20 protein-coding genes are annotated in these 23,354 nt (G+C 67.6%); 8 read left to right on the forward strand and 12 right to left on the reverse strand.

Annotated features, from left to right (window positions below; translation table 11 throughout):
- Positions 1-187: 187 nt before the first annotated feature.
- The 3 genes from P0M04_RS29085 to P0M04_RS29095 all read right to left on the reverse strand — a co-directional run bounded on the left by P0M04_RS29085 (position 188) and on the right by P0M04_RS29095 (position 2,104).
- Positions 188-781, reverse strand: a complete 594-nt coding sequence (locus tag P0M04_RS29085; RefSeq protein WP_259450875.1) for a GNAT family N-acetyltransferase — start codon at positions 779-781, stop codon at positions 188-190.
- Positions 782-802: 21 nt separating this feature from the next.
- Entirely contained in the window at positions 803-1,249 is a 447-nt protein-coding gene (locus P0M04_RS29090) for a nuclear transport factor 2 family protein (RefSeq protein WP_259450874.1), read from the reverse strand.
- A 69-nt stretch (positions 1,250-1,318) separates the two neighbouring features.
- Entirely contained in the window at positions 1,319-2,104 is a 786-nt protein-coding gene (locus P0M04_RS29095; protein ID WP_259450873.1) for an AraC family transcriptional regulator, read from the reverse strand.
- 95 nt (positions 2,105-2,199) lie between these two features.
- Here P0M04_RS29095 and P0M04_RS29100 point away from each other — a divergent pair, with 95 nt between their 5' ends.
- Positions 2,200-2,823: an MSMEG_1061 family FMN-dependent PPOX-type flavoprotein gene (locus P0M04_RS29100; RefSeq protein ID WP_259450872.1), complete on the forward strand. Its 624-nt coding sequence runs from the start codon at positions 2,200-2,202 to the stop codon at positions 2,821-2,823.
- A gap of 5 nt (positions 2,824-2,828) precedes the next feature.
- Here the strand turns inward: P0M04_RS29100 and P0M04_RS29105 are convergent, their stop codons facing one another.
- The 3 genes from P0M04_RS29105 to P0M04_RS29115 form a co-directional block, all read right to left on the reverse strand.
- Positions 2,829-4,280 (reverse strand): Ppx/GppA phosphatase family protein, encoded by a 1,452-nt coding sequence (locus P0M04_RS29105; protein ID WP_259450871.1) that lies wholly within the window; start codon positions 4,278-4,280, stop codon positions 2,829-2,831.
- Between the two features lie 95 nt (positions 4,281-4,375).
- On the reverse strand, positions 4,376-6,079 hold the full coding sequence (locus tag P0M04_RS29110; RefSeq protein ID WP_259450870.1) for an alkaline phosphatase family protein: 1,704 nt from the start codon (positions 6,077-6,079) through the stop codon (positions 4,376-4,378).
- 81 nt (positions 6,080-6,160) lie between these two features.
- Positions 6,161-7,072: a LysR family transcriptional regulator gene (locus tag P0M04_RS29115; RefSeq protein ID WP_259450869.1), complete on the reverse strand. Its 912-nt coding sequence runs from the start codon at positions 7,070-7,072 to the stop codon at positions 6,161-6,163.
- 113 nt (positions 7,073-7,185) lie between these two features.
- On the opposite strand from P0M04_RS29115, the gene P0M04_RS29120 reads away from it, so the two are divergent.
- Entirely contained in the window at positions 7,186-7,932 is a 747-nt protein-coding gene (locus P0M04_RS29120; protein ID WP_259450868.1) for an SDR family oxidoreductase, read from the forward strand.
- Positions 7,933-8,000: 68 nt separating this feature from the next.
- On the opposite strand, the gene P0M04_RS29125 is transcribed toward P0M04_RS29120, so the two are convergent.
- The gene (locus P0M04_RS29125) at positions 8,001-9,020 is read right to left on the reverse strand and encodes a LacI family DNA-binding transcriptional regulator (RefSeq protein ID WP_176936327.1); all 1,020 of its coding nucleotides are present in this window, start codon (positions 9,018-9,020) and stop codon (positions 8,001-8,003) included.
- Positions 9,021-9,204: 184 nt separating this feature from the next.
- On the opposite strand from P0M04_RS29125, the gene P0M04_RS29130 reads away from it, so the two are divergent.
- Genes P0M04_RS29130 through P0M04_RS29140 form a run of 3 tightly spaced genes read left to right on the forward strand, consistent with a single transcriptional unit; the run spans position 9,205 to position 12,994 of the window.
- On the forward strand, positions 9,205-10,542 hold the full coding sequence (locus tag P0M04_RS29130) for a GH1 family beta-glucosidase (RefSeq protein WP_259450867.1): 1,338 nt from the start codon (positions 9,205-9,207) through the stop codon (positions 10,540-10,542).
- Positions 10,543-10,599: 57 nt separating this feature from the next.
- Entirely contained in the window at positions 10,600-11,640 is a 1,041-nt protein-coding gene (locus P0M04_RS29135) for a glucokinase (RefSeq protein WP_259450866.1), read from the forward strand.
- The gene (locus P0M04_RS29140) at positions 11,627-12,994 is read left to right on the forward strand and encodes an MFS transporter (protein WP_259450865.1); all 1,368 of its coding nucleotides are present in this window, start codon (positions 11,627-11,629) and stop codon (positions 12,992-12,994) included. Before P0M04_RS29135 ends, P0M04_RS29140 begins: the two co-directional genes overlap by 14 nt.
- A gap of 61 nt (positions 12,995-13,055) precedes the next feature.
- Here the strand turns inward: P0M04_RS29140 and P0M04_RS29145 are convergent, their stop codons facing one another.
- The 4 genes from P0M04_RS29145 to P0M04_RS29160 all read right to left on the reverse strand — a co-directional run bounded on the left by P0M04_RS29145 (position 13,056) and on the right by P0M04_RS29160 (position 17,559).
- Positions 13,056-14,030, reverse strand: a complete 975-nt coding sequence (locus tag P0M04_RS29145) for an IS1595 family transposase (protein ID WP_281042141.1) — start codon at positions 14,028-14,030, stop codon at positions 13,056-13,058.
- Positions 14,031-14,116: 86 nt separating this feature from the next.
- A complete protein-coding gene (locus P0M04_RS29150; protein ID WP_281042142.1) occupies positions 14,117-16,075 on the reverse strand; it encodes a methyl-accepting chemotaxis protein in 1,959 nt (652 codons plus the stop codon).
- Positions 16,076-16,208: 133 nt separating this feature from the next.
- Positions 16,209-16,949 carry a hypothetical protein gene (locus P0M04_RS29155; protein ID WP_259452827.1) on the reverse strand — a complete coding sequence of 247 codons (741 nt, stop codon included), beginning with the start codon at positions 16,947-16,949 and terminating at the stop codon, positions 16,209-16,211.
- Between the two features lie 85 nt (positions 16,950-17,034).
- Entirely contained in the window at positions 17,035-17,559 is a 525-nt protein-coding gene (locus P0M04_RS29160) for a M23 family metallopeptidase (RefSeq protein ID WP_259452828.1), read from the reverse strand.
- Positions 17,560-17,669: 110 nt separating this feature from the next.
- On the opposite strand from P0M04_RS29160, the gene P0M04_RS29165 reads away from it, so the two are divergent.
- The 3 genes from P0M04_RS29165 (at position 17,670) to P0M04_RS29175 (ending at position 22,937) form a co-directional block, all read left to right on the forward strand.
- Positions 17,670-19,463 carry a sensor histidine kinase gene (locus P0M04_RS29165; RefSeq protein WP_259452829.1) on the forward strand — a complete coding sequence of 598 codons (1,794 nt, stop codon included), beginning with the start codon at positions 17,670-17,672 and terminating at the stop codon, positions 19,461-19,463.
- Positions 19,464-19,530: 67 nt separating this feature from the next.
- The gene (locus P0M04_RS29170) at positions 19,531-21,033 is read left to right on the forward strand and encodes a sensor histidine kinase (protein WP_259452830.1); all 1,503 of its coding nucleotides are present in this window, start codon (positions 19,531-19,533) and stop codon (positions 21,031-21,033) included.
- Positions 21,030-22,937 (forward strand): hybrid sensor histidine kinase/response regulator, encoded by a 1,908-nt coding sequence (locus P0M04_RS29175; protein ID WP_259452831.1) that lies wholly within the window; start codon positions 21,030-21,032, stop codon positions 22,935-22,937. Before P0M04_RS29170 ends, P0M04_RS29175 begins: the two co-directional genes overlap by 4 nt.
- Here the strand turns inward: P0M04_RS29175 and P0M04_RS29180 are convergent.
- Positions 22,915-23,310 carry a cupin domain-containing protein gene (locus P0M04_RS29180; RefSeq protein WP_259452832.1) on the reverse strand — a complete coding sequence of 132 codons (396 nt, stop codon included), beginning with the start codon at positions 23,308-23,310 and terminating at the stop codon, positions 22,915-22,917. The genes P0M04_RS29175 and P0M04_RS29180 overlap by 23 nt on opposite strands.
- Positions 23,311-23,354: the final 44 nt, after the last annotated feature.

Here is a 23,354-nt window from a genome sequence, read left to right on the forward strand (position 1 = left end):
CGACCTGTCGACATACTCGACCGTCACCCCCCTGGCAAAATGCGCGCCTGGCCATGCCCGACTGGTGGTCGATCGACCTCAAATGCCGTTCAGTCGACTGAACGGCATCGCTGTGCCATGGGCCCCGCCTGCACCGGAAGCCGCTTAGTTCGCAGCACGTTCCTTTCCAGCCGATTTTCGACGACGTTCACGCGCTCTCGAGAGAATGGACGCCGAGCCTCCGCTCCAGGCGCGCCCGCACGTCCGGCCAATCGAGGTCGGTGATCGCGAACAGCACGCTGTCGCGCACCTGGCCCGTCCACGTGACTCTTTCGCGCCGCAGCACGCCCTCGCGCACGGCGCCCAGTTTCGCGATGGCGGCCTGGCTGCGCAGATTGCGCGCGTCCGTCAGCAGCTCCACGCGGCGCATGCCGCTCCCGAACGCATGCGCCAGCATCAGGTATTTCGCTTCCGCGTTGACGAGCGTGGAGCGTGCGTCCGGATGGAGGAACGTGCCGCCGATCTCCACGGTCTGGCGTGTGGGCTTGATGTTCAGGAAGCTGGTGGTACCGACCACGGCGCCGGTCGCGACGCTACGAACGGCGTAGGCGATCCAGCCACCCTGCGCCACCTGGGCGTTGAGACTGTCCCAAAAGCCGTCGAAGCCCTCACCCTGCCCGTTGATCGCGAACAGGCGCCACGCGTCGGGATCGCAATCGAGCGCGCGCCGCACGGGTTCGCGGAGCGTCTCGTCGAACGGTTCGAGCCGCACGTGGCGGCCTTCGAGAGGGACAATTTTCATGCCCCTCATGATAGCAGAACGTCAATGAACGGAAGGCTGTGGCGCCCCCATACCCGCGCCTGCGCCCCGCGGCCGATAGGCCTGCGCGGCCTGGTGGGTATCGTCGTATTCCTTGAAGCTGGCGATCTTGCCGCCGGCGACCCGGAAGATGTGGCACCAGTCGCCGCTGAACTCGGCGCCGGTGGCCTTGACTGCGAACGTGCCGTGCCCCAGCACGACCACCTGGTCATCCTGGGCGATGAAGCGGTCCGGCTTGAATTCGCGCGGCTCCTGGCATTCGGCCAGGATACGGAAGAACTCGGCCACCTGGGACACGCCATGCCGTTTGCCGGTGAACGGGACGCCCTCGATCTCGGGCAGTTCCCAGTCGACGTCCTGCGCAACCATGCCAAGCAGGCTCTGGATGTCGCCCCTGCCATAGGCGTCGTACGCCTGTTTGAGCAGGCTGATGTTGGCTTGCTCGTTCATGATCCTCTCCCTGAAAAGTCGATGATCGGACTTCCAGTATCGCCTCCGCGACGAAGATTGCAAGGAGAGTCAGGCGGCCACGAAGCGCTGCCGGTACGCGGCCGGCGTCGCGCCGAATGTGCGGCGGAACAGGTCGATGAAGGTGCTCGGCGTCGAGTAGCCGAGGTCGAGCGCGATGCGCGTGACGGGCACGTCGTCCGCCAGCATTTCGAGCGCCCGCAACAGCCGCGCACGCTGGCGCCACGCGGTGAAGGTAAAACCCGTCTCGGCCACGAAATGCCGGCTCAGCGAACGGGCGCCGATGGCGGCCCAGCGGGCCCAGTCCTCGAGGGTGCGGTCGTCGGCCGGGTCGTCGGCGAGCGCGCGGGCAATGCGCAGCAGGCGCGCGTCGCGCGGCAGCGGCAGGCCCAGCGCGTCGACGGGCGACGTCGCGATCTCGTCCAGGATGACGCCGGCCAGCCGCTCGCCGCGCGCATCCAGCGGCCCCGCCGGCCAACGCGCGGCGCGCAGCATCGCCTCGCGCAGCAGGCCCGACATGCGGATGCTGCACGGCGCGGCAGGGAGCACTGCGCAATCGGGTTCGGCCACGTAGACGGCAAAGCCCTGGAACGGCCCGTGCGAGCGCGCCCAATGCACGCGGTGCGGCGGCACCCAGATGGCGTGCGTCGTCGGCACGACCCACACGCCCTCGTCCACCCCGATCGTGATCAGCCCGCGCGTCGACCCGAACAGCTGGCCGCGGCAGTGGCTGTGCGCGCCCGAGCTGCGCACCGTTTCCTGGCTGCCGGCCGCCACGATGATGACCGGGCCGTCGGACCGGTTGGTGAGGGCGGGATCGAGAGTCAGGTCGGCCATGGCGTCGAATCGATATGGATTGGCTGCGGAATTGTACAGGCGGGCGCACCGCCGGACCTACACTGGCCCGATCATCCACGACCCAGGAGTCCGTCATGTCCCGTCCCGACCTCGACACGTTGTACGACCCGCCGGCCGAACGCATCCAGAAGGCCGTGCTCGACCGGTTGATCGATTTCCACCGCGACTACCTGCGCGTTGCCACGTTCTTCTGCCTCGCCACCGGCAGTGAGCGCGGCCTGGACGCATCGCCGCGCGGCGGCCCGCCCGGCTTCGTGCACGCGCTCGACGACCATCACGTCGCGTTCGCCGACTGGCCCGGCAACAACCGCATCGAATCGCTGCGCAACCTGGAGCGCGACGAGCGCGCCGGCATGCTGTTTCTTTTTCCCGGCCTCGAGATCTTCATGCGCATCAACGGCCGCGCCCGCGCCACGACGGACGACGCGCTGCTGGCGCGCTTTGCCGAAGGCGGCAAGCGGCCGAAGACGGCCATCGTCGTCACCATCGACGAAGTCCTGTTTCACTGCGGGAAAGCCGTCAACCGTGCCGGTTTGTGGCGGCCCGAGCGCCACCTCGACCGGGCAACACTGCCCACACCGGGGCAGATGGTCGAGGCGCTGAACGCCGCGGCGCAGGGCCGTACCGCCGATGCCGTGGCGGCCGCCCAGCTCGACGCGCATTACGAGCACGGCGTGCGGCACGACCTGTACGGCTGACGGGATCAGGTGGTCACGTTGAACGGCACGCCGACGTCGCCCCACGCGGCCGCCTCTTTCTCGAACCACGCCGCGACCGTCGGGTGCTGGCGCAGCCAGCCGCGCGGCGTCTCGATATCGATGCGGCCCTTCATGCGCAGGCGCACGGCATCGACGTCGCCGTCCACGCGCGCGTGCATGAACACGGCCGCGAGGCGCAGCGCCAGCACGGCCTTGGCCAGGTCGGGCACGCCCAGCACTTCCCGCACCTTGCGCAGATTGCCCTTCTGGCCCAGCACGATGAGGCTCATCAACCGCTGCTCGCGCGCGGTGAAACCCGGCAGGTCGGCGTGTTCGACGATGTAGGCCGCGTGCTTGTGCGCCCCCGTGTGCGAGACGGCCTGCCCGACCTCGTGCAGCATGGCGCTGCGCAGCAGATGGTGGACGACGGCTTCGTCCTGCGGCGCCAGCTTGTCGAACAGGGTCTTCGCGATGGATGCCGTGCGCGCGGCGCGCTGCGCGTCGACGCCGAAGCGGCGCATGCAGTCCTGGATGGCCAGGTCGCGGCGGTCGTGGCGGTTGGCGCGCAGTTCCAGGTCGGACAGCACCCCCAGGCGCAGGCCGGCATTAATCGCTGTCATGGCGGGCACCCCCAGCTCCTGCATCACGCCGATCAGGATCGACAGGCCGCCCGTCATCACGATCACGCGCTCGCGCTTCACGCCCGGCAGGTCGAATGCGTCGACGTGACCGAGTTCGATGAGCTTGTCGCGCAGCGCGAGCAGGCTCGCCAGCGACATCGTGCCGTCGCCGATCCGGTTGCGCACGATGACCTCGTTAATCGCGCGCATGGTGCCGGACGAGCCGTAAACGGCATCCCAGCCATGCTGGCGATACTGGTCGGCCAGGTCCTCGAACTGGGCGCGCGCCGCGTTGACGGCCGTCTCGAACGCGTCCGCGCTGATGTGGCCGCCCTGGAAATACGTGGCGCTCTGCGGATGCGTGCCGATGCTGAACGATTCGACGATGTCGATGTCGTCGCCATGCGCCGCGATAACTTCCGTCGAGCCGCCGCCGATGTCGATCACGAGCCGCCGTTCCGTGCGCCGGCCCAGCGCGCGCGCGACGCCCATGTAGATCAGGCGCCCCTCTTCCTCGCCGGAGATGATCTCGATCGGATAGCCGATCGCCTCTTCCAGGCGCGGCAATATGGCCTCGGCATTGCTGGCCACGCGCATCGTGTTGGTGGCGACGACGCGCACCGCGTCCAGCCGGAACTGGCGCAGGATGCCGCTGAAGTCGCGCAGGGTGCGCAGCGCCGTCTCGACCGCTGCCTCGGACAGGGCATTGTCCGGGCCGAGGCCTGCCGCGAGACGGATCGGGTCGCGCGCGGTGCGCACGATGTGGATCTGGCCCGCGATCGGCTCGCCGATGTGCAGGCGGAACGAGTTGGAGCCGAGGTCGACTGCAGCGTACATGGATGGGCTCGCATTGAGTGGCGTTGACGGCAGTATAGCGGCCCCCGGCGCTCCACCGTCTCCCGTTACGCTGTTCGTCACGTCTGCCGGCGCCATCAACGCAGCGCCTCCTTCAGCACGCGCCCCTCCGCGCCCGCCGGACGGCGCACGTGCAGGATCTGCGCCAGGGTCGAGGCGATGTCGACGACTTCCGCATAGCCGGCCTGTTCGCCCGGCCGGATCCAGCGTTTGCCCATGATCAGCAGGGGCACGGACGTGTCGTACTGCCACGGCGTCCCGTGGCTCGCGCCGGACGAGCCGCTGCCGAAGATCGTGTACGGCGTCGTGACGACCAGCAGGTCGCCGGACAGCTGGCTGTTCCACGCCCGCTGCATCAACGTGCCCAGACGGGATTTGGACGCGACGCCCTGCTCCAGCTGCGTGCGCGTGAACACCTCCGAGATGCCCGGCTGCGCCCGCAGGTAGTGCACGGCGGCGTTTTCCACGTCGGCACGGGCCAGGCCGCGGCGCGCGATGGCGTCGTCGTCCAGGTGAATGTCGGGCAGCAGCGACGTCTTGACCAGTTTCGCGCCGCCGAAGCGTTCGGCCAGCGCGGCGTTCAGGTTCTCGAGCAGCGTCTTCGGATTCACGCGCAACGCGTCCGCATGCTGCGTGCGCGCGAATTCGGCCGTGTTGGCGAAGCCGTGGTCGGCCGTCAGCACGACGAGCACGTTGTCCAGGCCCACGCGCCTGTCGAGGAACGCGAAGAACTCGGCGATCTTGCGGTCGACCTGCTGCAGGTGGTCATGCGACATGCGGCTCTCGGGGCCATACGCGTGATTCACGTAATCGTGGCCGGACAGGCTGACGCCCAGCAGGTCCGTCGCGCCCGTCGGATTGCGGCCCAGCTGCTCGCCGTCGACGGCCGCTTCGGCGAATTCCAGGGTCAGCTCGTCCACCGCCGGACTCGTTTTCAGGCGGCCATAGTAGTCGGCGGCCGGCTTGCCGCTCTCGCTGTAGAACGTGAACGGAAAACGGTTCGGGTTGGCCGTCGTCGCTTCCGGGTACGGCGCGTCGTCCGCGTAGGCCTTGTCGTCCAGCAGCGGCTTCCACGACTTGGCGTAATAGCGGTCCTGCGGCTTCGCGGCGCGGAAGCGCTCGACCCAGGCCGGATGCTTGTCCATGTAATAGGTGCTGCTGGCAAAGTCGCCCGTCTGGTCCATGTACATGTAGGCGGTGCCCGTCTTTCCCGCCAGCAGGATGGCGCCGCGGTCCTTGCCGGACACGGTCACGACCTTGCTGCGGTTGCCGGTGGCATAGCGCAGCTGGTCGCCGAGCGTGTCCACGCGCAGGTTCGCGGGCGACGTGCCGTCGTGCGGGTCCGTCTCTTCATCGATATAGTGGTAACTGGTGTCCTCGGTGCAATAGACCTGCTTACCATTCTCATCGATCCAGTTGTTGCCAATGATGCCGTGCCGGTACGGATACGCGCCCGTCAGCACGGCCGAGTGGCCGATGGCCGTCACCGTGATCCCGTGCGCCTGGTGCGCATCCGTGAACGACGCGCCCTGCTCCAGCAGCCGGCGCAGGCCGCCGGGGCCGAACTGGTCGCGGTAGCGCTGCACCTGCTCGGCCGGCAGGCCGTCGATGACCATCACGACGACGAGCTTCGGCGGCTTTACCTGCGCGGCGGTCTGGCCGGATGCCGCCGGCTTGTCCGCGGCCGGCGTCCCGGCGCCCGCCGCAGGGGCCGACGCGGGCAGCCACAGCGCGGAACAGGTCATCAGGGTGAGCGAAATCTTCAGCCAGGACGGTCTCATGCGGTCGTTCTTTCTGTCGGGTTGCTGGTGATTGGCAATCGTACATTGTATTAAGGACAGATGTCAGTTCCGTGACAGAGCTCATCCGGCAAAGTGCGCGGCCAGCCCCTGTTCGCGGAAGCGCTCGACGACGAAATCAACGAACACACGCGTCTTCGCGGGCAGCAGCCGCCGGTTCGAATAGTAGAGGAACAGCGGCCCCGTCTCCGCATACCAGTCCGGCAGGATGCGTACGAGGCGCCCGTCCGCCAGCAGCGGCCCCGCGTGCGGCGCGGGCAGCAGCGCGACGCCGAGACCGGCGGCGGCCGCATGCGCCATCGCTTCCGGATCGTCCAGCACCGCGACGGGCCGTGGATCGTACGGCGCCACCTTGCCCGCTTCGTCGCGCAGGGTGAGCGTCTGCAGCCGGCCCGTGCGGATGGAGCGGCGCGCGATGCCGTCGTGCGCGGCCAGGTCGTCCGGGTGCGTGGGCGTGCCGCGCCGGGCCAGGTACTCGGGTGACGCCGCGAGCAGGATGCGCACCCGCGCCAGCTCGCGCGCGACGACGCCCTGCGGCAGCTCGACACCGCCGCCGATCGCGACATCGAACCCTTCCGCGATCAGGTCGACTTGCCGGTTATCGAAGTGCAGGTCGGGCAGCACCTCGGGATAGCGGCGGCGGAACTCCGCCAGCATCGGCACGAAATGCATGCGCCCGACGGCCGGCGCCATCGCCACCCTCAGCGGCCCGACGGCGTGGTTGGCGCCCTGGCGCACGACGGCCATCGCGTCCTGGATGCGGTGCCACGGCTCGGCCACTTCGCGCAGCAATTGCTCGCCCTCTTCCGTCAGGCTCAGCTTGCGCGTGCTGCGCCGGAACAGGCGCACGCCCAGGTTCGCCTCGAGCCGCGCCACGTTCTTGCTGACACCGGCCGGCGTCATGCCCAAGCGGCGCGCGGCTGCGGAAAAGCCGCCGTCCTCGGCGCTGTAGATGAAGGAATCCAGATGCTCCATGGGCCCACCTTTAACTGATGGTTGAAAGTCTTGTGCGTTTTGACCGGCTAGTTTGAACCGGGAGTTGGAATGATACTGCACACATCAACCACCCCAACCGAATGGAGAGCATCATGGCAAACACGAATCTGAAAGAGAAAGTCGCCTTCGTCACCGGCGGTTCGCGCGGCATCGGCGCGGCCATCGTGGAGCGTCTCGCCGCCGACGGCGCCGCCGTCGCCTTCACGTACCAGTCGTCGGACGCCGCCGCGCAGGCACTGGCCGGCCGCATCGAAGCCGCCGGCGGCCGCGCCCTCGCCCTGCGCGCCGACGTGGCCGATCCGCAGGCGCTGGCCGCAGCCATCGACACCGCCGCCGCCAAATTCGGCCGGCTGGACATCGTCGTCAACAACGCGGGCGTCTTCCTCGGCGGCCACGTGACCGAATTCTCCATCGCCGATTTCGACAAGACGATCGCCGTCAACGTACGCGCCGTGTTCGCCGCCGCCCAGGCCGCCGCGCGCCACCTGCCGGACGGTGGCCGCATCATCAACATCGGCAGCACGAACGCGCTGCGCATGCCGTTCGCCGGCGGCGCGGTCTACGCGATGAGCAAGTCGGCCCTGACGGGTCTGGTAAAAGGTCTGGCGCGCGACCTGGGCCCGCGCGGCATCACCGTGAACAACGTGCTGCCGGGCCCCGTCGACACGGACATGAATCCGGCCGACACCGACTTCGGCAAATCGCTGCACGGCTTCATGGCCCTGCCGCGCCACGGCCGGCCGGAAGAAGTCGCATCGATGGTGGCGTGGCTGGCGAGCCCCGAGGCGAGTTTCGTGACGGGGTCGGATCTGGCAGTAGACGGCGGCTTCGCGGCTTAATAAAGCGCAAACCGGGGTCAGAGCCCCGATTTAGGAAATTGCCAAAAATCGGGCTCTGACCCCGGTGTTCAGTCGACGCGCTTGACGGACTCGCGCACGACGAGGTTCAGCTGCGGCACCTCGATGTCGAGCGTCTCGTGCCCGATCATCTTGACGATCGCGCGGCCCAGGCACTTGCCGACGTCGAACAGCGGCTGGCGCACGGTGGTCAGCGGCGGCGTCGTGTACATCGAGCTGTGCAGGTCGTCGAACCCGATGACGGAGATGTCTTCCGGCACGCGGATGCCGCGCCGGTACAACGCCAGGCGCGCGCCGTAGGCGGTCAGGTCGTTCGCGCAGAAGATCGCGGAAAAGCGCTGGCCGGATTCCAGCAGGCGTTCGACGGCCAGCAGGCCGCTCGATTCCTGGAAGTCGCCGCCGACGATCAGTTGCTGCTGTTCCTTGATGCCGTGCTTGGCCAAGGTATCGCGGTAGCCGGCCAGGCGGGCCAAGGCATCCTGGTGGTCGGACGGGCCGGTGATGAACGCGATGTTGCGGTGGCCCTGGTCGATCAGGTAGCCCACCGCTTCGCACGCGCCCCAGTAATTGTCGAGGCAGAAGCCGTACGCGCGCGGCGCGCTCAGGTCGCGGCCGAAGGCGACGATGGGCACGCGCTGCGACAGTTTCAGGATCTGCGCATCCTTCAATTTACCGCTCAGGATCACCAGACCGTCCACGCGGCGCGCGATCAGGAGCTCGATGCGCTCCGCCTCCTCGTCCGCATGCCAGTGGCCCGACACGATCAGCGGCGCGTAGCCCGTGCCCTGCAGGGCCTCGTCGATGCCGGCCATCGCGTCGGCGAAGTAGCCCGACACGAGCGACTGCGTCAGGACGCCGATGGTGCGCGAGCTGCCCGTCTTGAGGTTCTGGGCCAGCACGTTCGGCTTGTAATTGAGCTTTTCGATGACGCTTTCGATGGCCTGGCGCTTTTCCTCCGACACCTTGGCGGTGCCGTTCAGGAAGCGCGAGACCGTCGCCGCGGACACGCCCGCCACGCGGGCGACCTCGTGGACCGTGACCATCGGCGAGCTGCTGGAATCCTTTTTCATGCGTTTCGGCCTGCATCTTGACACGGCGGTTGCCGCGAAGCTCGTGAATATACACCAGACATGCCGCTTTGACATGTGGCGTTGATGCTTCCAAGTAAAAAATGTAATTGACACCCGGCCAATGGCGCATGTACGATGAAATCGATTTCAAAAGTTCATTTCATAACGACTACAACCGCGCATCATGACCGACTCCATCCGTTTTCCTTCCAACTTCACGTGGGGCGTCGCCACCAGCGCCTTCCAGATCGAAGGCGCCTTTGACGCCGACGGCAAGGGCCCTTCGATCTGGGATACGTTCTCGCACGATCCCGCCAACATCATCGACGGCAGCAACGGCGACGTCGCCTGCGACCACTACAACCGTTACCGCGACGACGTGGCGATGATGGCGTCGCTGGGCGTGAACGCCTACCGCTTCTCGATGGCGTGGGCGCGCGTGCAGCCGACCGGCAAGGGCACATGGAATGAAGCGGGCTTCGATTTCTACACGCGCCTGCTGGACGCGCTGGACGAAAAAGGCATCGTCGCGCACATCACGCTGTACCACTGGGACCTGCCGCAGGGCCTGCAGGACGACGGCGGCTGGATGTCGCGCGACACCGCCCACCGCTTCGCCGACTACGCGGCCGAAGTGGCGCGCCGCTTCGGCAACCGCGTGGCCAGCATCGCCACGCACAACGAGCCGTGGTGCACGGCGAACCTCGGCTACGGCAACGGCCAGTTCGCGCCCGGCGTCGCCGATAAAAAACAGGCGATCCAGGTCTCGCACCACCTGCTGCTGTCGCACGGCCTCGCCATGCAGTCGATGCGCGCCGTGAAGCCGTCGTGCCAGCTCGGCATCGTGCTGAACCAGTGGACCGCGGAACCGGCCACGGACACGGAAGCCGACCGCCGCCTGGCCGCACTGGAATGGGCCAATTCGATCGCGTGGTTCATGGACCCGATCTTCAAGCGCCGCTACCCGGCCCTGTCGCTGGAAGCGCACGGCGCCAACGCCCCTGACGTGCACGCGGGCGACTTCGACATCATCGCCCAGCCGATCGACTTCCTGGGCGTGAACTACTACCGCCGCGAAGTGATGAGCGCCGAAGTCCCGCCGAGGAAGCCGGAAGGCGGCCTGGGCTTCACGGACATGGGCTGGGAAATCTACCCGCAGGGCCTGACGGACCTGCTCGTGCAGCTGAAACAGGAGTACCCGGACCTGCCGCCGGTGTACATTACGGAAAACGGCATGGCCGCGGTCGACACCATCGAAGGCGGCCAGGTCAACGACACCCAGCGCGTGGAATACGTCCGCACCCACCTCGAGGCCCTGAAGGCCGCGATGGACGCGGGCGTCGACGTGCGCGGCTACTTCCTGTGGAGCCTGATGGACAATTTTGAATGGAATTCCGGCTATGCGAAGCGGTTCGGCATCGTGTATGTCGACTACGCGACCCAGGAGCGCACCCCGAAGGCCAGCGCCCTGTGGTACCGCGACTTCATCGCCGGACAGCGCGCCGCATTGCGCGCAGCCTGACCCCGCCGGGGGTCGAGGTGAGAAAAACAGGAGACCGAGGAAGACATGAGGGACACCATGGATGACGTACTTTTCGGCGGCGCCCGCCTGCTGGCCGACATCGGCGGCACGAACGCCCGCTTCGCGCTGCAGCGCGGCCCCGGCCGCATCGAGGAAATCGCGACGCTGTCCTGCGCAGCCCACGCCACGTTCACGGATGCCGTGCGCGCCTACCTGGCCGGCCATCCCGGCGCCGCGCGCGAACTGCGTCATGCCGTGATCGCGATCGCCAATCCGGTCGAGGGCGATTTCATCAAGATGACGAACCACCACTGGCAGTTCTCGATCGACGCCGCGCGCCGCGACCTCGGCCTCGACACGCTGCTCGTCGTGAACGACTTCGCCGCGCTGTCGATGTCGGTGCCCAGCCTGGCGGACGCGGACCTCGAACAGGTCGGCGGCACCCGCGTGAGCCCGGACGCCGTGATCGGCCTCGTGGGCGCCGGTACCGGCCTCGGTGTCGGCGGCGTCATTCCCGACGCCGGCCGCTGGAAGGTGCTGCCCAGCGAAGGCGGCCACGTCGCGTTCTCGCCGTCGAATGCGCGCGAACAGGCGATCCTCGCGTACTGCTGGACGAAGTGGGACCACGTGTCGGCCGAGCGCCTGATCTCGGGTCCGGGCCTGGCGACGATCCACGAGGCGTTGTGCGCCATCGACGGCGTCCAGGGTGATGCCCTCGAACCGGCGCAGGTGGTCGAGCGCGGCCTGGCCGGCGACAAGCTGTGCGCGGAAGTGCTGGACGTCTTCTGCGGCGCACTGGGCACGATGGCCGCGAACGTGGCCGTGACGCTGTGCGCACGCGGCGGCATCTACATCGGCGGCGGCGTCGTGCCGCGCCTCGGCGAGTTCTTCGCGAAGTCCTCGTTCCGCGCCCGCTTCGAGAACAAAGGCCGCTTCACCGACTTCTGCCGGCAGATCCCGGTGTACGTGATCCATGCGCCCTACCCCGCCCTGGCCGGCGCCGCCGCGATGCTGGACCAGCAGCTCGTCGACGCCCGCGCCGCGGCGCAGCGCGCCCCGATCGATTCCGTCACGGCGGGCCATCATGCGCACGCCTGACCGCATCCGCCACCCCCTGCTGTGGGTACCCACCGGGTACTTCACGATGGCGATGGGCTACGTCATGCTGACGAGCGTCACCGCCATCATGTTCAAGAACATCGGCATGGACAATACGCGTGCCGCCGCGTATTCGAGCATCCTGGGCCTCGCCTACACGGTGAAGCCGCTGTTCGCACCATTCGTCGAGATGTACCGGACGAAGAAATTCTTCGTCCTGCTGATGCAGGTGCTCATCGCGCTGGGCTTCGCCGGCGTCGGGCTGGCGATGGGCCTGCCCGACTGGATGGGGCTGATGCTGGCGTCGTTCGTCCTCATGTCGTTCATCGGCGCGACGCAGGACATCGCCAGCGACGGCGTGTACGTTACCTCGCTCGACACGCGCACGCAGGCGCTGTACTGCGGCGTGCAGAGCCTGTCGTGGAACGTCGGGCCGATCGTCGCCTCCGGCTTCCTCGTCTACCTGAGCGGCCGGCTGCACACGGACGTGTTCCACCACGACCCGAAGGTGTTCGGCCCGGACTGGATGGACGCCTGGCGGGTGATCTTCTTCATCGTCGCCGCCATCATCATCGTGATGGCCGCCTGGCATGCGCGCGTGATGCCGGACGGCGCGCGCGCGGAAAACACACCGACAAGCGTGCGCGGCGCCGCCGTGATCCTGCTGGATTCGTTCGTCACGTTCTTCCAGAAGCGCGACGTGTGGACCATGATCGCCTTCGCGTTCCTGTTCCGCGTCAGTATCGGCATGCTCGAAAAGATCGGCCCGTTCTTCATGGTCGATTCGGCCGCGAAAGGCGGCCTCGGCATGTCGAACGAGCAGCTGGGCATCATCTACGGCACGTACGGCCTGATCGCGGTGCTCGTCGGCTCCCTGCTGGGCGGCATGTTCGTCGCGAAGCGCGGCCTGAAACGCACGCTGTTCACGCTGTGCTGCGCCGTCAACATTCCGAACGTGACGTTCCTGGCGATGGCGATGGCGCTGCCGACCAGCAGGTGGACGATCACGGCCGGCGTCGTCGTCGAAAAATTCTTCTACGGCTTCGGCTCCGTGGGCTACATGATCTACCTGATGCAGCAGCTCGCGCCGGGCAAGTACACGACCACGCACTACGCGTTCGGCACCGCGCTGATGGGCCTGTGCATGCTGGTCACGGGCGCGATCAGCGGCCTGCTGCAGGAATACCTGGGCTACGTCAGCTATTTCGTCGCCGTCATGATCGCCACGATCCCATCGTTCCTCGCCACGTGGTTCGCGCCGTTCCACCACGACGACGGCATGGGCGGCGGCAGCGACAGCGTCAAGCACGCGCCGGCCGCCAATGACGCAAACGTCTCTCACCGCGCGGCCTGAGATCCAGGCCGTCATTTCAAGCCGGGCTGCGTGCCCGGCTTTTTTTATGGCTGTGTTCGCGTTAATTCAATAACCCGCCGACCTGATCGAGCTGGACCGCAGCGCATAAAAGGTGGGCAGGCGTCGTCAGCCGACGCGCATCCAATAAGCGCTGCCATCCCGAATAATTGATCAGGTAGCGGCTGGCGACGCCTCGGAACCGCACCAGCCAGCTTTTGAAGCGGCTGTGCCAGCTATTTACATTCTGGATATGGATCGCGCCGCGGGCCCGTTCCCCCGCCTGCACGTTGACGGCCTCATGCGTGATGCCAGCCTGTGCGGCGAAGCGGCAATACGACGCGGCGCCGTCACTGATCAACAACACATCGGTGGGTAGCACGGGCTTGAGGCATTGATGTAATTGCTCCACCGTCACCTGGCCCCGCCCCGTATGGAAATCGAGTGTCTGTCCACTACGGTCCCGCGCGACGAGCAGGCAGTCGTGCTCCCGATGGATGCCGCGCCGCTTCGCCACACCGCCGCGCTTCCTCGGCCGCCGCGTCAGGCTGCGCGAACCCTTCTGCGATTCCAGGCGATATGTCTCGTCTGCTTCGACGATGGCCGACAGCGTCGTTGGCCGGTCGCGCATCGCGCCGGGCACGAACCGGTGGCGCCACCGGAAGCTGGTGGTGCGATGCACGCGAACGACCTGGGCGGCATCGCGGACCGTGCGCGATTCGAGCACGCATTGCAGATAGGGCAGCCAGCACTCTTTCTTACGCAACCTTGCCAGTGGTGTCCGCGTCAATGCATTATGGCTGCGCCCGCAGTGGAGGCAGCGGAAGCGCTGCAGTCCGCTCGCCTGGCCGCAGCGGTGTTTGCGGGCGCATCCGCAGTGCGGACACGGCCGTCCTGCCGCCGCCTGCTCGATGAGGGCAATGCACTCGGCCGGATGCGCGATGCTGGCGATCCATTCCCGTAGCCGGGCCAGGTCACCTGCCGACAAAGCGACCGCCGAGAGCATGGCGAACAACTCGTCGAACGTCAGGCTGCGCATCGTCACTCCTCATGAGTTAACTCGACGATACGTGAGACCTCTACAACGGGTTTCAGTTCACATAACTAGCGCGAACACAGCCTTTTTTATGCCGCCAGGCGGAGCACCCGGTCGTCCCCGGTCCTGAACACACTCACGGTCCGCGCCAGATTGCGTGCCTGCTCATCCAGACTCGCGGCCGCCGCCGCGGCCTGTTCGACGAGCGCGGAATTCTCCTGCGTGGTCCCGTCCAGATGCGCGATCGCGTCATTGACCTGGTGGATGCCCGCCGCCTGCTCGCGCGACGCCGTGACGATCTCCGACACGATCCCGGACACGTGCTGCACGCTGGCCAGGATGTCGCCCATCGATGCTCCCGCCTGAACCGCCAGACGGTTGCCCGCCTCGACCCGTTCCACGCTTTCGCCGATCAGCTGCTTGATTTCCTTCGCCGCCGCCGCGCTGCGCTGGGCCAGGTTGCGCACCTCGCCCGCGACGACCGCGAAACCGCGTCCCTGCTCGCCCGCCCGCGCCGCCTCGACGGCGGCATTCAGCGCGAGGATATTGGTCTGGAAGGCGATGCCGTCGATGACGCCGATGATGTCGACGATCTTGCGGGCGCTGTCGTTGATCGCCTCCATCGTCGCCACCACGTCGGTAACGACCGCGCCGCCCTTCCGGGCCACGTCCGAGGCCTGGCGCGCGACCTGGTTGGCCTGCGCCGCGTTGTCGGCGTTCTGCCGGACGGTCGACGTGATCTGTTCCATCGACGCCGCCGTCTCTTCCAGGCTCGACGCCTGCGATTCGGTGCGCGACGACAGGTCCGCATTCCCTGTCGCGATGTCGCGGGTCGCCTCGCCGATCGTGTGGATGCTGCCCCGCACTTCGATCACGATCCCGCGCAGGTTGTCGTTCATGCGTCCCAGCGATGCCAGCAGCCGCGCCGTTTCGTTGCGCCCGCCGGACTCGATGGCCGCCGTCAGGTCGCCGGCCGCCACCCGCTCCGCGATCTCGACGGCGTTGTTCAACGGCTGCGTCACCGAGCGTGCGATCACGTACAGCATCAGGCCGCCGAACGCGAACAGCCCGGCGACGGCCGTCAGCATGCCCAGCCGGGTGCGCTGGAGGGCGGAGATCCTCGCATCGAGCAGCGCATTGAACTGGACCGTGGCCTTGCCGGCCACTGCATATTCCGCGTCGATGGCAGCTGTCGTGAGCCGGACATACTCCGGCCCCGAATACGTGAGTGTCTCGGCCTTGACGATCTGCTCCGTGGCCAGGCGCATGGTCTGCTGCGCCTGCTCGCGCATGTCGCGCATCGGGCCTTCCAGCGGCGCGACGAGGGCCGGATTGGCACGCGCCGCCTTGTCGAACTGGCGCGTCGTCTGGTGCAGCCGGTCGCCGACCCGCGCCACGATCGCGGACAGGGCGAGCCGGTCTTCCGCGCTGGCACGTCCCGTGGCCAGCAGGCCCGCGCCCTTCGCGCGCATCTTGCCGAGTTCCTCGGTCAGGTACGGCAACTGGTAATAGATGGCCTGGATCAGCTGGTAGGAATCGACGTCCGGGTCCAGGTTCAGGCCATAGTGGTCGGCCACCCGGTCCTCGACGTCGAGCAGCTTGGGCACCAGCGCCGTGTGTGCCTCATAGCTTTGGGGCACCGTGATCGTCCCTGCGGCCACGCGTTCCCGCAGCGTTTCCCAATCGCGCTTCGCCTCGGCCCACGCCTGGTCGATGCGCGGGTCATGGAGACCGGCGACGAGCGCCGACATCTTCGCGTAATTGGCATCCGCCTCGCGCTGCTTCTCTTCGCGCTTCGGGATCGATGCCGCGACGCCGCCGACCACCAGCGCCGCCAGTCCCCGGTGCTGCTGGGTGGTCTGAATGGTATGGAGGATCGTGGCGACCGGCGTACGTGCCTGCGCCTCCAGCTCGAGGGCGGCGAGCGCCGTGCCCGATTCTTTCAGGTAGAGCGAGGCCGGGATGGCGGCGACGATGATGCCGACCACGCTCAGAATCGCAAATTTATGCCAGAGCAGAAGATGCTCCAGGCGGCGTTGTAAACCCATGATGTTCTCCGTCATTGCTTGCAAGAGCATTTAATATCCGTACGGCAACAATAAATACGCCAACCGGGAATTGCAATGCAAATTGACGAAAGTGGGCGAAGATGCGACAGATCGCTGGACAGACTGTCAATAGTCAGATCGGATCGGTGGCCAGCTTCGACCGCCGGACGGGCACGCGGATGCCATAGCGCCGCGCCGACTGCCGCACGAGGTTCTCGAACCACGGCGGCGCGTCCGGCGAGATGACGATGCTGCGCAACAGCCGGTCCGCGTCGATGGGCACGACGATGCCGGGCTGGCGCAGGTCCGGTCCCGCCGGCCCACGGGTGCGGTCGATGATCACCCGCACCTCCTTCTCGTATTCGTAGGCCTTGGTCTTGTAGGCGAAGATGCGCGTGTAGTCGGGCGAGACGTCCAGCTTCGGGTCGCTCCAGTGCTTCACGTATTCCACGCGCGCGATCGAGATCCTGTGCTCGGCGATTCCCTCGACGATGTCGGCGAGTTGTCCGACCGTCGTCGTCAGCGCCACCGCGCATTCCGACTTGCCGTACAACGCCCACATGGCCGCGCTGTCGTCCTGGTTGCGGTGCCAGCAATTGATGAAGACGGATTCGCGCATGCGCCGCTTGAACTGTTCGTAGTCGTAGTCGATCTCGCCGCGCGCGTGCGCCTCGCTGATCTGGGCGCGCAGCGACGGCGTGAACGCCCCTTCGAACTTGTCGCTGAAATGGTCGGCGCGGCAAAAGAACAGCGTGGAATTCTCGAAGAAGTCGAACAGCTTGGCCGCATCGAGATAGCGCCACAACACGGTGTCCCGGCGCAGCTGTTCGCCGACGTTCTGGACGGGCATGCTGTTGACGACTGCAGTATCCATGGCTTGAAACTCTGGTTTACCTACTGTTTACGTGATTGTAGTGCGTGCGCGGCGCGTGTCATCGAGCAGCCGTGCGCGTGTAGGACTATGCCGATACAGCCTTCAGCAGCGGATACGGATTGATGGCGCCGGACGCCGTGTAGATGCCGTAATGCAGGTGCGGCGGCGTGGACGCGGCATTGCCCGTGTTGCCGACGTAGCCGAGGACGGCGCCTGCCCGCACGCGCATGCCCGCGCGCACGTCGCCGTAGCGGTCCAGGTGAGCATAGTAGTGCCGCTGGCCGCCTGGGCCCAGCACCCAGACGACCTGCCCGCCCAGGCGGTTGGTGCCCACGCGCAGCACGATGCCCTCCGTGCTCGACCGCACGGGCGTGCCCCGTTTCGCGAAGATGTCGATGCCTTCGTGCCTGCGCCCGCCGCTGCGCGCACCGCCCCACGTATCGGCCAGCTGCGCCGGCTTCACGCCCGCCACGGGCACCGGCAGCGCAGCCGGCGCGGGCAGCGCACCGAGGCGGATGGCGTACGCGACGTCGTCCAGCCATGGGCGCAGGATGCCCTCGGCGGCGAGCAGGACGATGGCGATGAGGAGGCTGCGCAGCAGGGTTCGCATGCCCGGCAGATGGGGATCGCGGCACGGAATCACAGGGCGCACGCGTCGCCGAGCCCGCAATCCACCCCACATGGGTAGAATAGTTAAAAAATAAGTTCGGCGCCGACACAATGCTCATCCAAAGGACAAATCGGTACGTCAATATCGCAGCGGCCATCAGCATCGCCGTGCTGCTCGCGGGCATTTCCACGCTCGCCGTCGGCATCCAGCGCACGGCCGAATCGTGGCGCCGGGTCAGCCATACGCACGAAGTGCTGCAGCACGTCCAGGGCACGCAAAGCCTGATCAACGAGGCCGATGCGCTGCAGAAATCGCTGCGGCTCGAATACAGCCGCCGCGACGATGCCGATTTCCAGGAGCGGCTGACCGCCCTGCCCCGCGAACTCAACACCCTGAAGCAACTGACCAGCGACAACGCCACCCAGCAGCGCACGCTGGCCGACCTGCGGGGCCTGCTGGACGACTACGTGCGCAACCTGCGTACCGGCATGGAGCGCGGCCTGGCCTATCCCAGCAGGGAGGACGAGCGGGCGTTGCGGCAGACGATCGCGATGCGCATCGCCGCGTTGCAGGCCGAGGAAGAGCGCCTGCTCATGCTGCGCGACGCCGCCGCGGGCACCGACCGCGCGCGCACGGTCGCGGCCGCCGTCGCGGTGTCGGTGCTGTCGGTCGCCCTGCTGTTCTTCGTCCGGGCGATGGCGCGCCGCGATGCCGACTTCCTCGCGGCCCAGCGGGCGAACCTCGATGCCACGCTGCGCAGCATCGGCGAGGCCGTGATCGCCGTCGACGTGTTCGGCCGCGTGCGGTTCATGAACAGAGTGGCGGAACAATTGCTCGGCTGCGAAGAGGGAGAAGCCCGCGATCAGTTGCTGACGACCGTGTTCCGCATCGCGCGCTCGAGCGCCGACGACGACGCGCTGGCTGCGGCGCTGCGGGCCGCGCTGCGCGAGAAGCAGCCGGTCACCGGCATCCCGATCGCCGGCAGCAGCCCCGCACAACCGGAGCGGATGCGGTTCTGGCTGCTGAACTGTCAGCCCCTTCTCGTCGACGGCGAGGTGCGCGGCGCCGTGATGAGCATGCTGGACGTGACGGAGCTGAAGCGCGTCCAGCGCGAACTCGGCGACGCCAATACGCTGCTCGAACAGCGTATCCAGGACCGCACGGAGCAGTTGGCGGAGGCCAACATCGAATTGCGCGCGTTCGCCCACACGATCGCGCACGACCTGCGCGCGCCGCTGCGCAACGTACAGGGCTACGCGGCGGCGCTGCTGGAAGACGAGGCGGCCACGCTGAGCGCCACGGGCGAACGGTTCGTGCGCCGCATCCTCGCCGTCAGCCAGCACATGGACCGGCTCGTGACGGACCTGCTCGCCTACAGCCAGCTGTCGCGCGCGGAGCTGCGCCTGCAACCCGTCGAACTGGACCGCGTCGTGCAGCTCGCGCTGGGCGGCATGGAGACGCAGATCGCGGCCGCCGGCGCCCGGGTCGACGCCGCCTCCCCGCTGCCCACTGTGCTCGGCAACGAAGCGGTCCTCGTACAGGTCTTCGATAATCTCATCGGCAATGCGATCAAATTCGTGGCGCCGGGCGTGACGCCGCACGTGCGCATCGATGCGGACCTCACCGCCGACGCGGCCTGGGTGCGCATCGCGGACAACGGCATCGGCATCCCGGAAGACAAGCGCGAGCGCGTGTTCGACGTGTTCGAGCGCCTGCACGGCGAAGAGCAGTACCAGGGCACCGGCATCGGCCTAGCGATCGTCAAGAAGGGCGTCGAACGGCTGGGCGGCACGATCCGCGTCGAACCGGCTTCGGCCGGCACCGTATTCCGGCTGTGCCTGCAACGTCCGCGTCCGCAGCCGCTGCCGGCCGCGGCGCCCGCCGATGCGCCGCCGGTGGCCTGACGCGGCCCGTCATTACGGCTACAATAGGAATGCTTGCACCACGTCAAGTCTCCTCCCCGACCTCGCCATGTCCCTGCGCTTCCTCCTCCTCGACGACAATCCCGACGATCGCCTGCTCGCCCGCCGCGAACTCGAACGCCATTTTCCAGGGTGCCAGTCGACGGAAGTGGGCGACCGCGCCGGCTTCGAACAGGTGGCCGAGGCCGGCTTTCCGTTCGACCTCGTCATCACCGATTACCAGATGCGCTGGACAACGGGCCTGGACGTGCTCAAGCTGATCAAGGCACACGACCCGCAACTGTCCGTCATCATGTTCACCGCGACGGGCACGCAGGAGATCGCCGTGGAGGCCATGAAGCACGGCCTGGACGACTACGTCATCAAGAGTCCGCGCCACTACGCGCGCCTGCCGGTGGCCGTGCGCACCTGCCTCGACCGCACCGAGATCCGCTCGCGCGCCATCCGCAGTGAGACGCGGCTCGCGTCGCTGCTCGAAAACATCCAGGTCGGCGTCTTCCGTATCTCGCTCGAAGGCGAGATCGTGGAAGGCAACCGCGCATTCTGGAGCATGCTGGGCCTCGCGTCCGGCGAATTCACGAAGGCGGCGCACCATCCGCTGATCGAGGACGTCCGCCGGCACATCCCGGAACTGAGGGCGACGCTGGATGCGGCCGACCTGCAGCTGGACGCGGGCGATCTCGACATGGGCGGCCGCGCCTTCAAGGTCAAGCTCGTGCGCGTGCGCGTGAACGGACACGACGCGGTCGACGGCATCGTCGACGACGTGACGTCGCTGCGCCGTGCGGAACTGGAAAACCTGCGCCTGAACGCCGACCTGGAACAGCGCATCGCCACGCGCACGCGCCAGCTGCAGGAAGCGAACGAGGCGCTGGAGACGTTCGGCTTCTCGGTCTCGCACGACATGCGCGAGCCGCTGCGCACGATCCAGGGCTATGCCAACGTCCTCAAGCAGGATTTCGCCGAGGGCCACCTCGACAAGGCCGGCCTGTACATCGACCGCATCGAAGCCGTCGCGCACAAGGTCGACACGATGGTCTCCGACCTGCTGGAATTCGCGCGCCTGTCGCGCACGGAGATCGCCACCGAAAACGTCGCCGTCAACGAAGCGCTGCACGAAGTGACGGCCGCGCTGCACGCCGAGATCACGCAATCGAAGGCGCGGCTGCACATCGAGGTGCCGGACGACCTGACCGTGCGCGCGCACCGCCAGACGGTCGTGCAGGCGCTGACGAACCTCGTGTCGAACGCCGTCAAGTTCGTGCGGCCCGGCGAAGCGCCCGTCGTGCGCATCGCGGCAAGCGTGGCCGGATCGATGGTGCGCGTCACGGTCGCCGACGACGGCATCGGCATCGCGCCGGCGGCCCAGGCGCGCATCTTCAACGTGTTCGAACGCCTGCACAGCGAAGAGGAATACCCGGGCACGGGCATCGGCCTCGCGATCGTCAAGAAAGGCGTCGAACGGATGGGGGGCCGCGTGGCCGTGGAGTCGGCGCCCGGCAGCGGCGCCACGTTCGCGGTCGACCTGCCCGCGCCGCCGGACACGCCATGAGCTTCGCCGCCCTCCTCGTCGACGACAGCCCGGACGACCGGGCACTCGTCGCGCGCGAGCTGAGGCGGCATTTTCCCGACGTCGCCATCAGTGAAGCCGGCAGCCCGGAGACCCTGGCCGCGGCACTCGACGAGGGCCGCTTCGACATCGCCATCACGGACTACCGCCTGCGCTTCACGGACGGGATCACGGTGCTGCGCGAACTGAAGCGGCGCTTCCCATCCCGTCCCGTGATCATGTTCACGGCGAGCGGCAACGAGGAGATCGCCGTCGAGGCCATGAAGGAAGGCCTCGACGACTACATCACCAAGACGCCCAAGCACTACCCGCGCATCGGCTACGCGGTGCGCGCCTGCCTCGACAACGTGGCCCAGCGCGCGCGGGCCGAACAGGCGCAGGCGCGCCTGGAGATCGCGCTGCAATCGGCCGGCATGGCGACATGGCAGTTCGATCCGCGCGACCGCACGATCGTCGCCTCCGGCGATCTCGGGCCGATGCTGGGCCAGCCGCCGGGCCATGCGCCGGCGACCGTGGACGCGTGGCTCGCCGACATCCACGACGAGGACCGGCCCCGCGTGATCGAGGCGTGGAAGGCCGCGTTCGCGGGGACCGGCGACTACCGGATGCAATACCGCTTCCGCGGTGCCGATGGTGCCACGCGCTGGATTGCGTCCAGCGCGCGCGTGCAGCGCGGCGCGGACGGCAAGCCGTCCATGGTGATCGGCACGGCGCGCGAGGTCACGGCCGACATCGAGACGCGCCAGAACCTGGAACGCAAGACCGAACAGCTGGAACAGGCGGACCGCCAGAAGAACGAATTCCTGTCGATCCTCGCGCACGAGCTGCGCAATCCGCTGGGCGCCGCGCGCTATTCGATCGCCCTGCTGCGCCAGGCGCCGGACAATGCGGCCATCCGCGCCCGCGCCACCGACGTGATCGACCGCCAGATCGGCCACATGGCGAAGATGCTGGACGATCTGCTGGACCTGAGCCGGATCGCCCACAACCGCATCGAGCTCGAACGGGTGCCGCTCGACGTGCGCCGTATCGTCGAACTCGCGTGCGAGAACGCCCAATCCTCGTTCGAGGGCAAGAGCCACGACCTGCGGCTGTCGCTGCCGGCGGAACCGGTGACCGTCGTCGGCGACGAGGTCCGCCTCACGCAGGTCGTCGCCAACCTGCTCGTGAATGCCGCCAAGTTCACGCCGGCCCCGGGCGCCATCGAGGTGCGCGTGGAACGCGACGGCATGGACGCCGTCATCGAGGTCGCCGACAATGGCATCGGCATCGCGCCGCACCGGCTGGACGACGTGTTCGAGATGTTTTCCCAGGGCGAGACGAAGGCCCACGGCGGCACGCCCGGCCTGGGCATCGGCCTCGCGGTCGTGCGCTCGCTCGTCGGCCTGCACGGCGGCACCGTACGCGCGGTGAGCGCGGGCGCGGGCCAGGGCACGCGCATCCGCGTGATACTGCCCTTTCTCGCGCAATCCGGTGCGGACGCGCCAGGCGACGCGACGGCACCGGACGACGGCACCCGCACGCTGCGCGTACTGCTCGCCGACGACAATGCCGACGCGGCCAATCTGCTGGCGCTGCTGCTGGAGGCCGAGGGCCACACGATCCACACGGCGTACGACGGCCTCGCCGCCATGGCCCTCGCGGAGCGCTACCTGCCGGACGTCATGGTGCTGGACATCGGCATGCCGGGCGCGAACGGCTACGAGGTCGCGCGCTGGGTGCGCGAACAGCCATGGGGTGCGGCCGTGCGGCTCGTCGCCGTGACGGGCTGGGGCCAGGAACACGACGGCGACCAGGCGCTGGACGCGGGCTTCGACGTGCGGCTCGTGAAGCCCGTCGACATGGCGCAGCTGCTCGCCGCGGTCAGTGCTGCCCCACGGGGATGAGCGCCGGCTTGTCCTTGTCCTTCAGCAGGAACACGACGAAGCGCGCCGGCTTCGTCCTGCTCGCGTTACGGCCGACCGTGTGCACGTCGCGCGGCCCTTCATAAAAGGTCTCGCCGGCGTGCAGCGTCTTTTCCTTGCCGCCCTCCACGCCCATGACGATACTCCCTTCGAGCACGTAGACGAAGCCGTGCGCGTCGTGGCGGTGCACCGGGTCGGCCGCGCCGGGGGCATAGTCGACGGTGAGCATCATGACTTCCTTGCCCGGCGCGTCGGACAGCGCCTGGTTCATCAGCGTCCTGACGACGGGTTCGGGCGGGGCCGCGTGGGCGAGCGTGGCGCAGGCGGCCAGGGCGATGGGAATGAATCGGAACATGATCGGTCCTCATTGTGCGTGAAAACGCCAGTGTAGAGAGGACG

Source organism: Telluria mixta (genome assembly GCF_029223865.1).
GTDB classification, from domain to species: domain Bacteria; phylum Pseudomonadota; class Gammaproteobacteria; order Burkholderiales; family Burkholderiaceae_D; genus Telluria; species Telluria mixta.

What these genes read in the sequence shown, in the direction of transcription:
- P0M04_RS29140 (WP_259450865.1), top strand. Translation starts at nt 11,627, where the DNA reads ATGCGCACGCCTGACCGCATCCGCCACCCCCTGCTGTGGGTACCCACC.
- P0M04_RS29155 (WP_259452827.1), bottom strand. Translation starts at nt 16,949, where the DNA reads ATGGATACTGCAGTCGTCAACAGCATGCCCGTCCAGAACGTCGGCGAA.
- P0M04_RS29150 (WP_281042142.1), bottom strand. Translation starts at nt 16,075, where the DNA reads ATGGGTTTACAACGCCGCCTGGAGCATCTTCTGCTCTGGCATAAATTT.
- P0M04_RS29130 (WP_259450867.1), top strand. Translation starts at nt 9,205, where the DNA reads ATGACCGACTCCATCCGTTTTCCTTCCAACTTCACGTGGGGCGTCGCC.
- P0M04_RS29090 (WP_259450874.1), bottom strand. Translation starts at nt 1,249, where the DNA reads ATGAACGAGCAAGCCAACATCAGCCTGCTCAAACAGGCGTACGACGCC.
- P0M04_RS29105 (WP_259450871.1), bottom strand. Translation starts at nt 4,280, where the DNA reads ATGTACGCTGCAGTCGACCTCGGCTCCAACTCGTTCCGCCTGCACATC.
- P0M04_RS29135 (WP_259450866.1), top strand. Translation starts at nt 10,600, where the DNA reads ATGGATGACGTACTTTTCGGCGGCGCCCGCCTGCTGGCCGACATCGGC.
- P0M04_RS29125 (WP_176936327.1), bottom strand. Translation starts at nt 9,020, where the DNA reads ATGAAAAAGGATTCCAGCAGCTCGCCGATGGTCACGGTCCACGAGGTC.
- P0M04_RS29145 (WP_281042141.1), bottom strand. Translation starts at nt 14,030, where the DNA reads ATGCGCAGCCTGACGTTCGACGAGTTGTTCGCCATGCTCTCGGCGGTC.
- P0M04_RS29160 (WP_259452828.1), bottom strand. Translation starts at nt 17,559, where the DNA reads ATGCGAACCCTGCTGCGCAGCCTCCTCATCGCCATCGTCCTGCTCGCC.
- P0M04_RS29165 (WP_259452829.1), top strand. Translation starts at nt 17,670, where the DNA reads ATGCTCATCCAAAGGACAAATCGGTACGTCAATATCGCAGCGGCCATC.
- P0M04_RS29085 (WP_259450875.1), bottom strand. Translation starts at nt 781, where the DNA reads ATGAAAATTGTCCCTCTCGAAGGCCGCCACGTGCGGCTCGAACCGTTC.
- P0M04_RS29170 (WP_259452830.1), top strand. Translation starts at nt 19,531, where the DNA reads ATGTCCCTGCGCTTCCTCCTCCTCGACGACAATCCCGACGATCGCCTG.
- P0M04_RS29110 (WP_259450870.1), bottom strand. Translation starts at nt 6,079, where the DNA reads ATGAGACCGTCCTGGCTGAAGATTTCGCTCACCCTGATGACCTGTTCC.
- P0M04_RS29180 (WP_259452832.1), bottom strand. Translation starts at nt 23,310, where the DNA reads ATGTTCCGATTCATTCCCATCGCCCTGGCCGCCTGCGCCACGCTCGCC.
- P0M04_RS29115 (WP_259450869.1), bottom strand. Translation starts at nt 7,072, where the DNA reads ATGGAGCATCTGGATTCCTTCATCTACAGCGCCGAGGACGGCGGCTTT.
- P0M04_RS29175 (WP_259452831.1), top strand. Translation starts at nt 21,030, where the DNA reads ATGAGCTTCGCCGCCCTCCTCGTCGACGACAGCCCGGACGACCGGGCA.
- P0M04_RS29100 (WP_259450872.1), top strand. Translation starts at nt 2,200, where the DNA reads ATGTCCCGTCCCGACCTCGACACGTTGTACGACCCGCCGGCCGAACGC.
- P0M04_RS29120 (WP_259450868.1), top strand. Translation starts at nt 7,186, where the DNA reads ATGGCAAACACGAATCTGAAAGAGAAAGTCGCCTTCGTCACCGGCGGT.
- P0M04_RS29095 (WP_259450873.1), bottom strand. Translation starts at nt 2,104, where the DNA reads ATGGCCGACCTGACTCTCGATCCCGCCCTCACCAACCGGTCCGACGGC.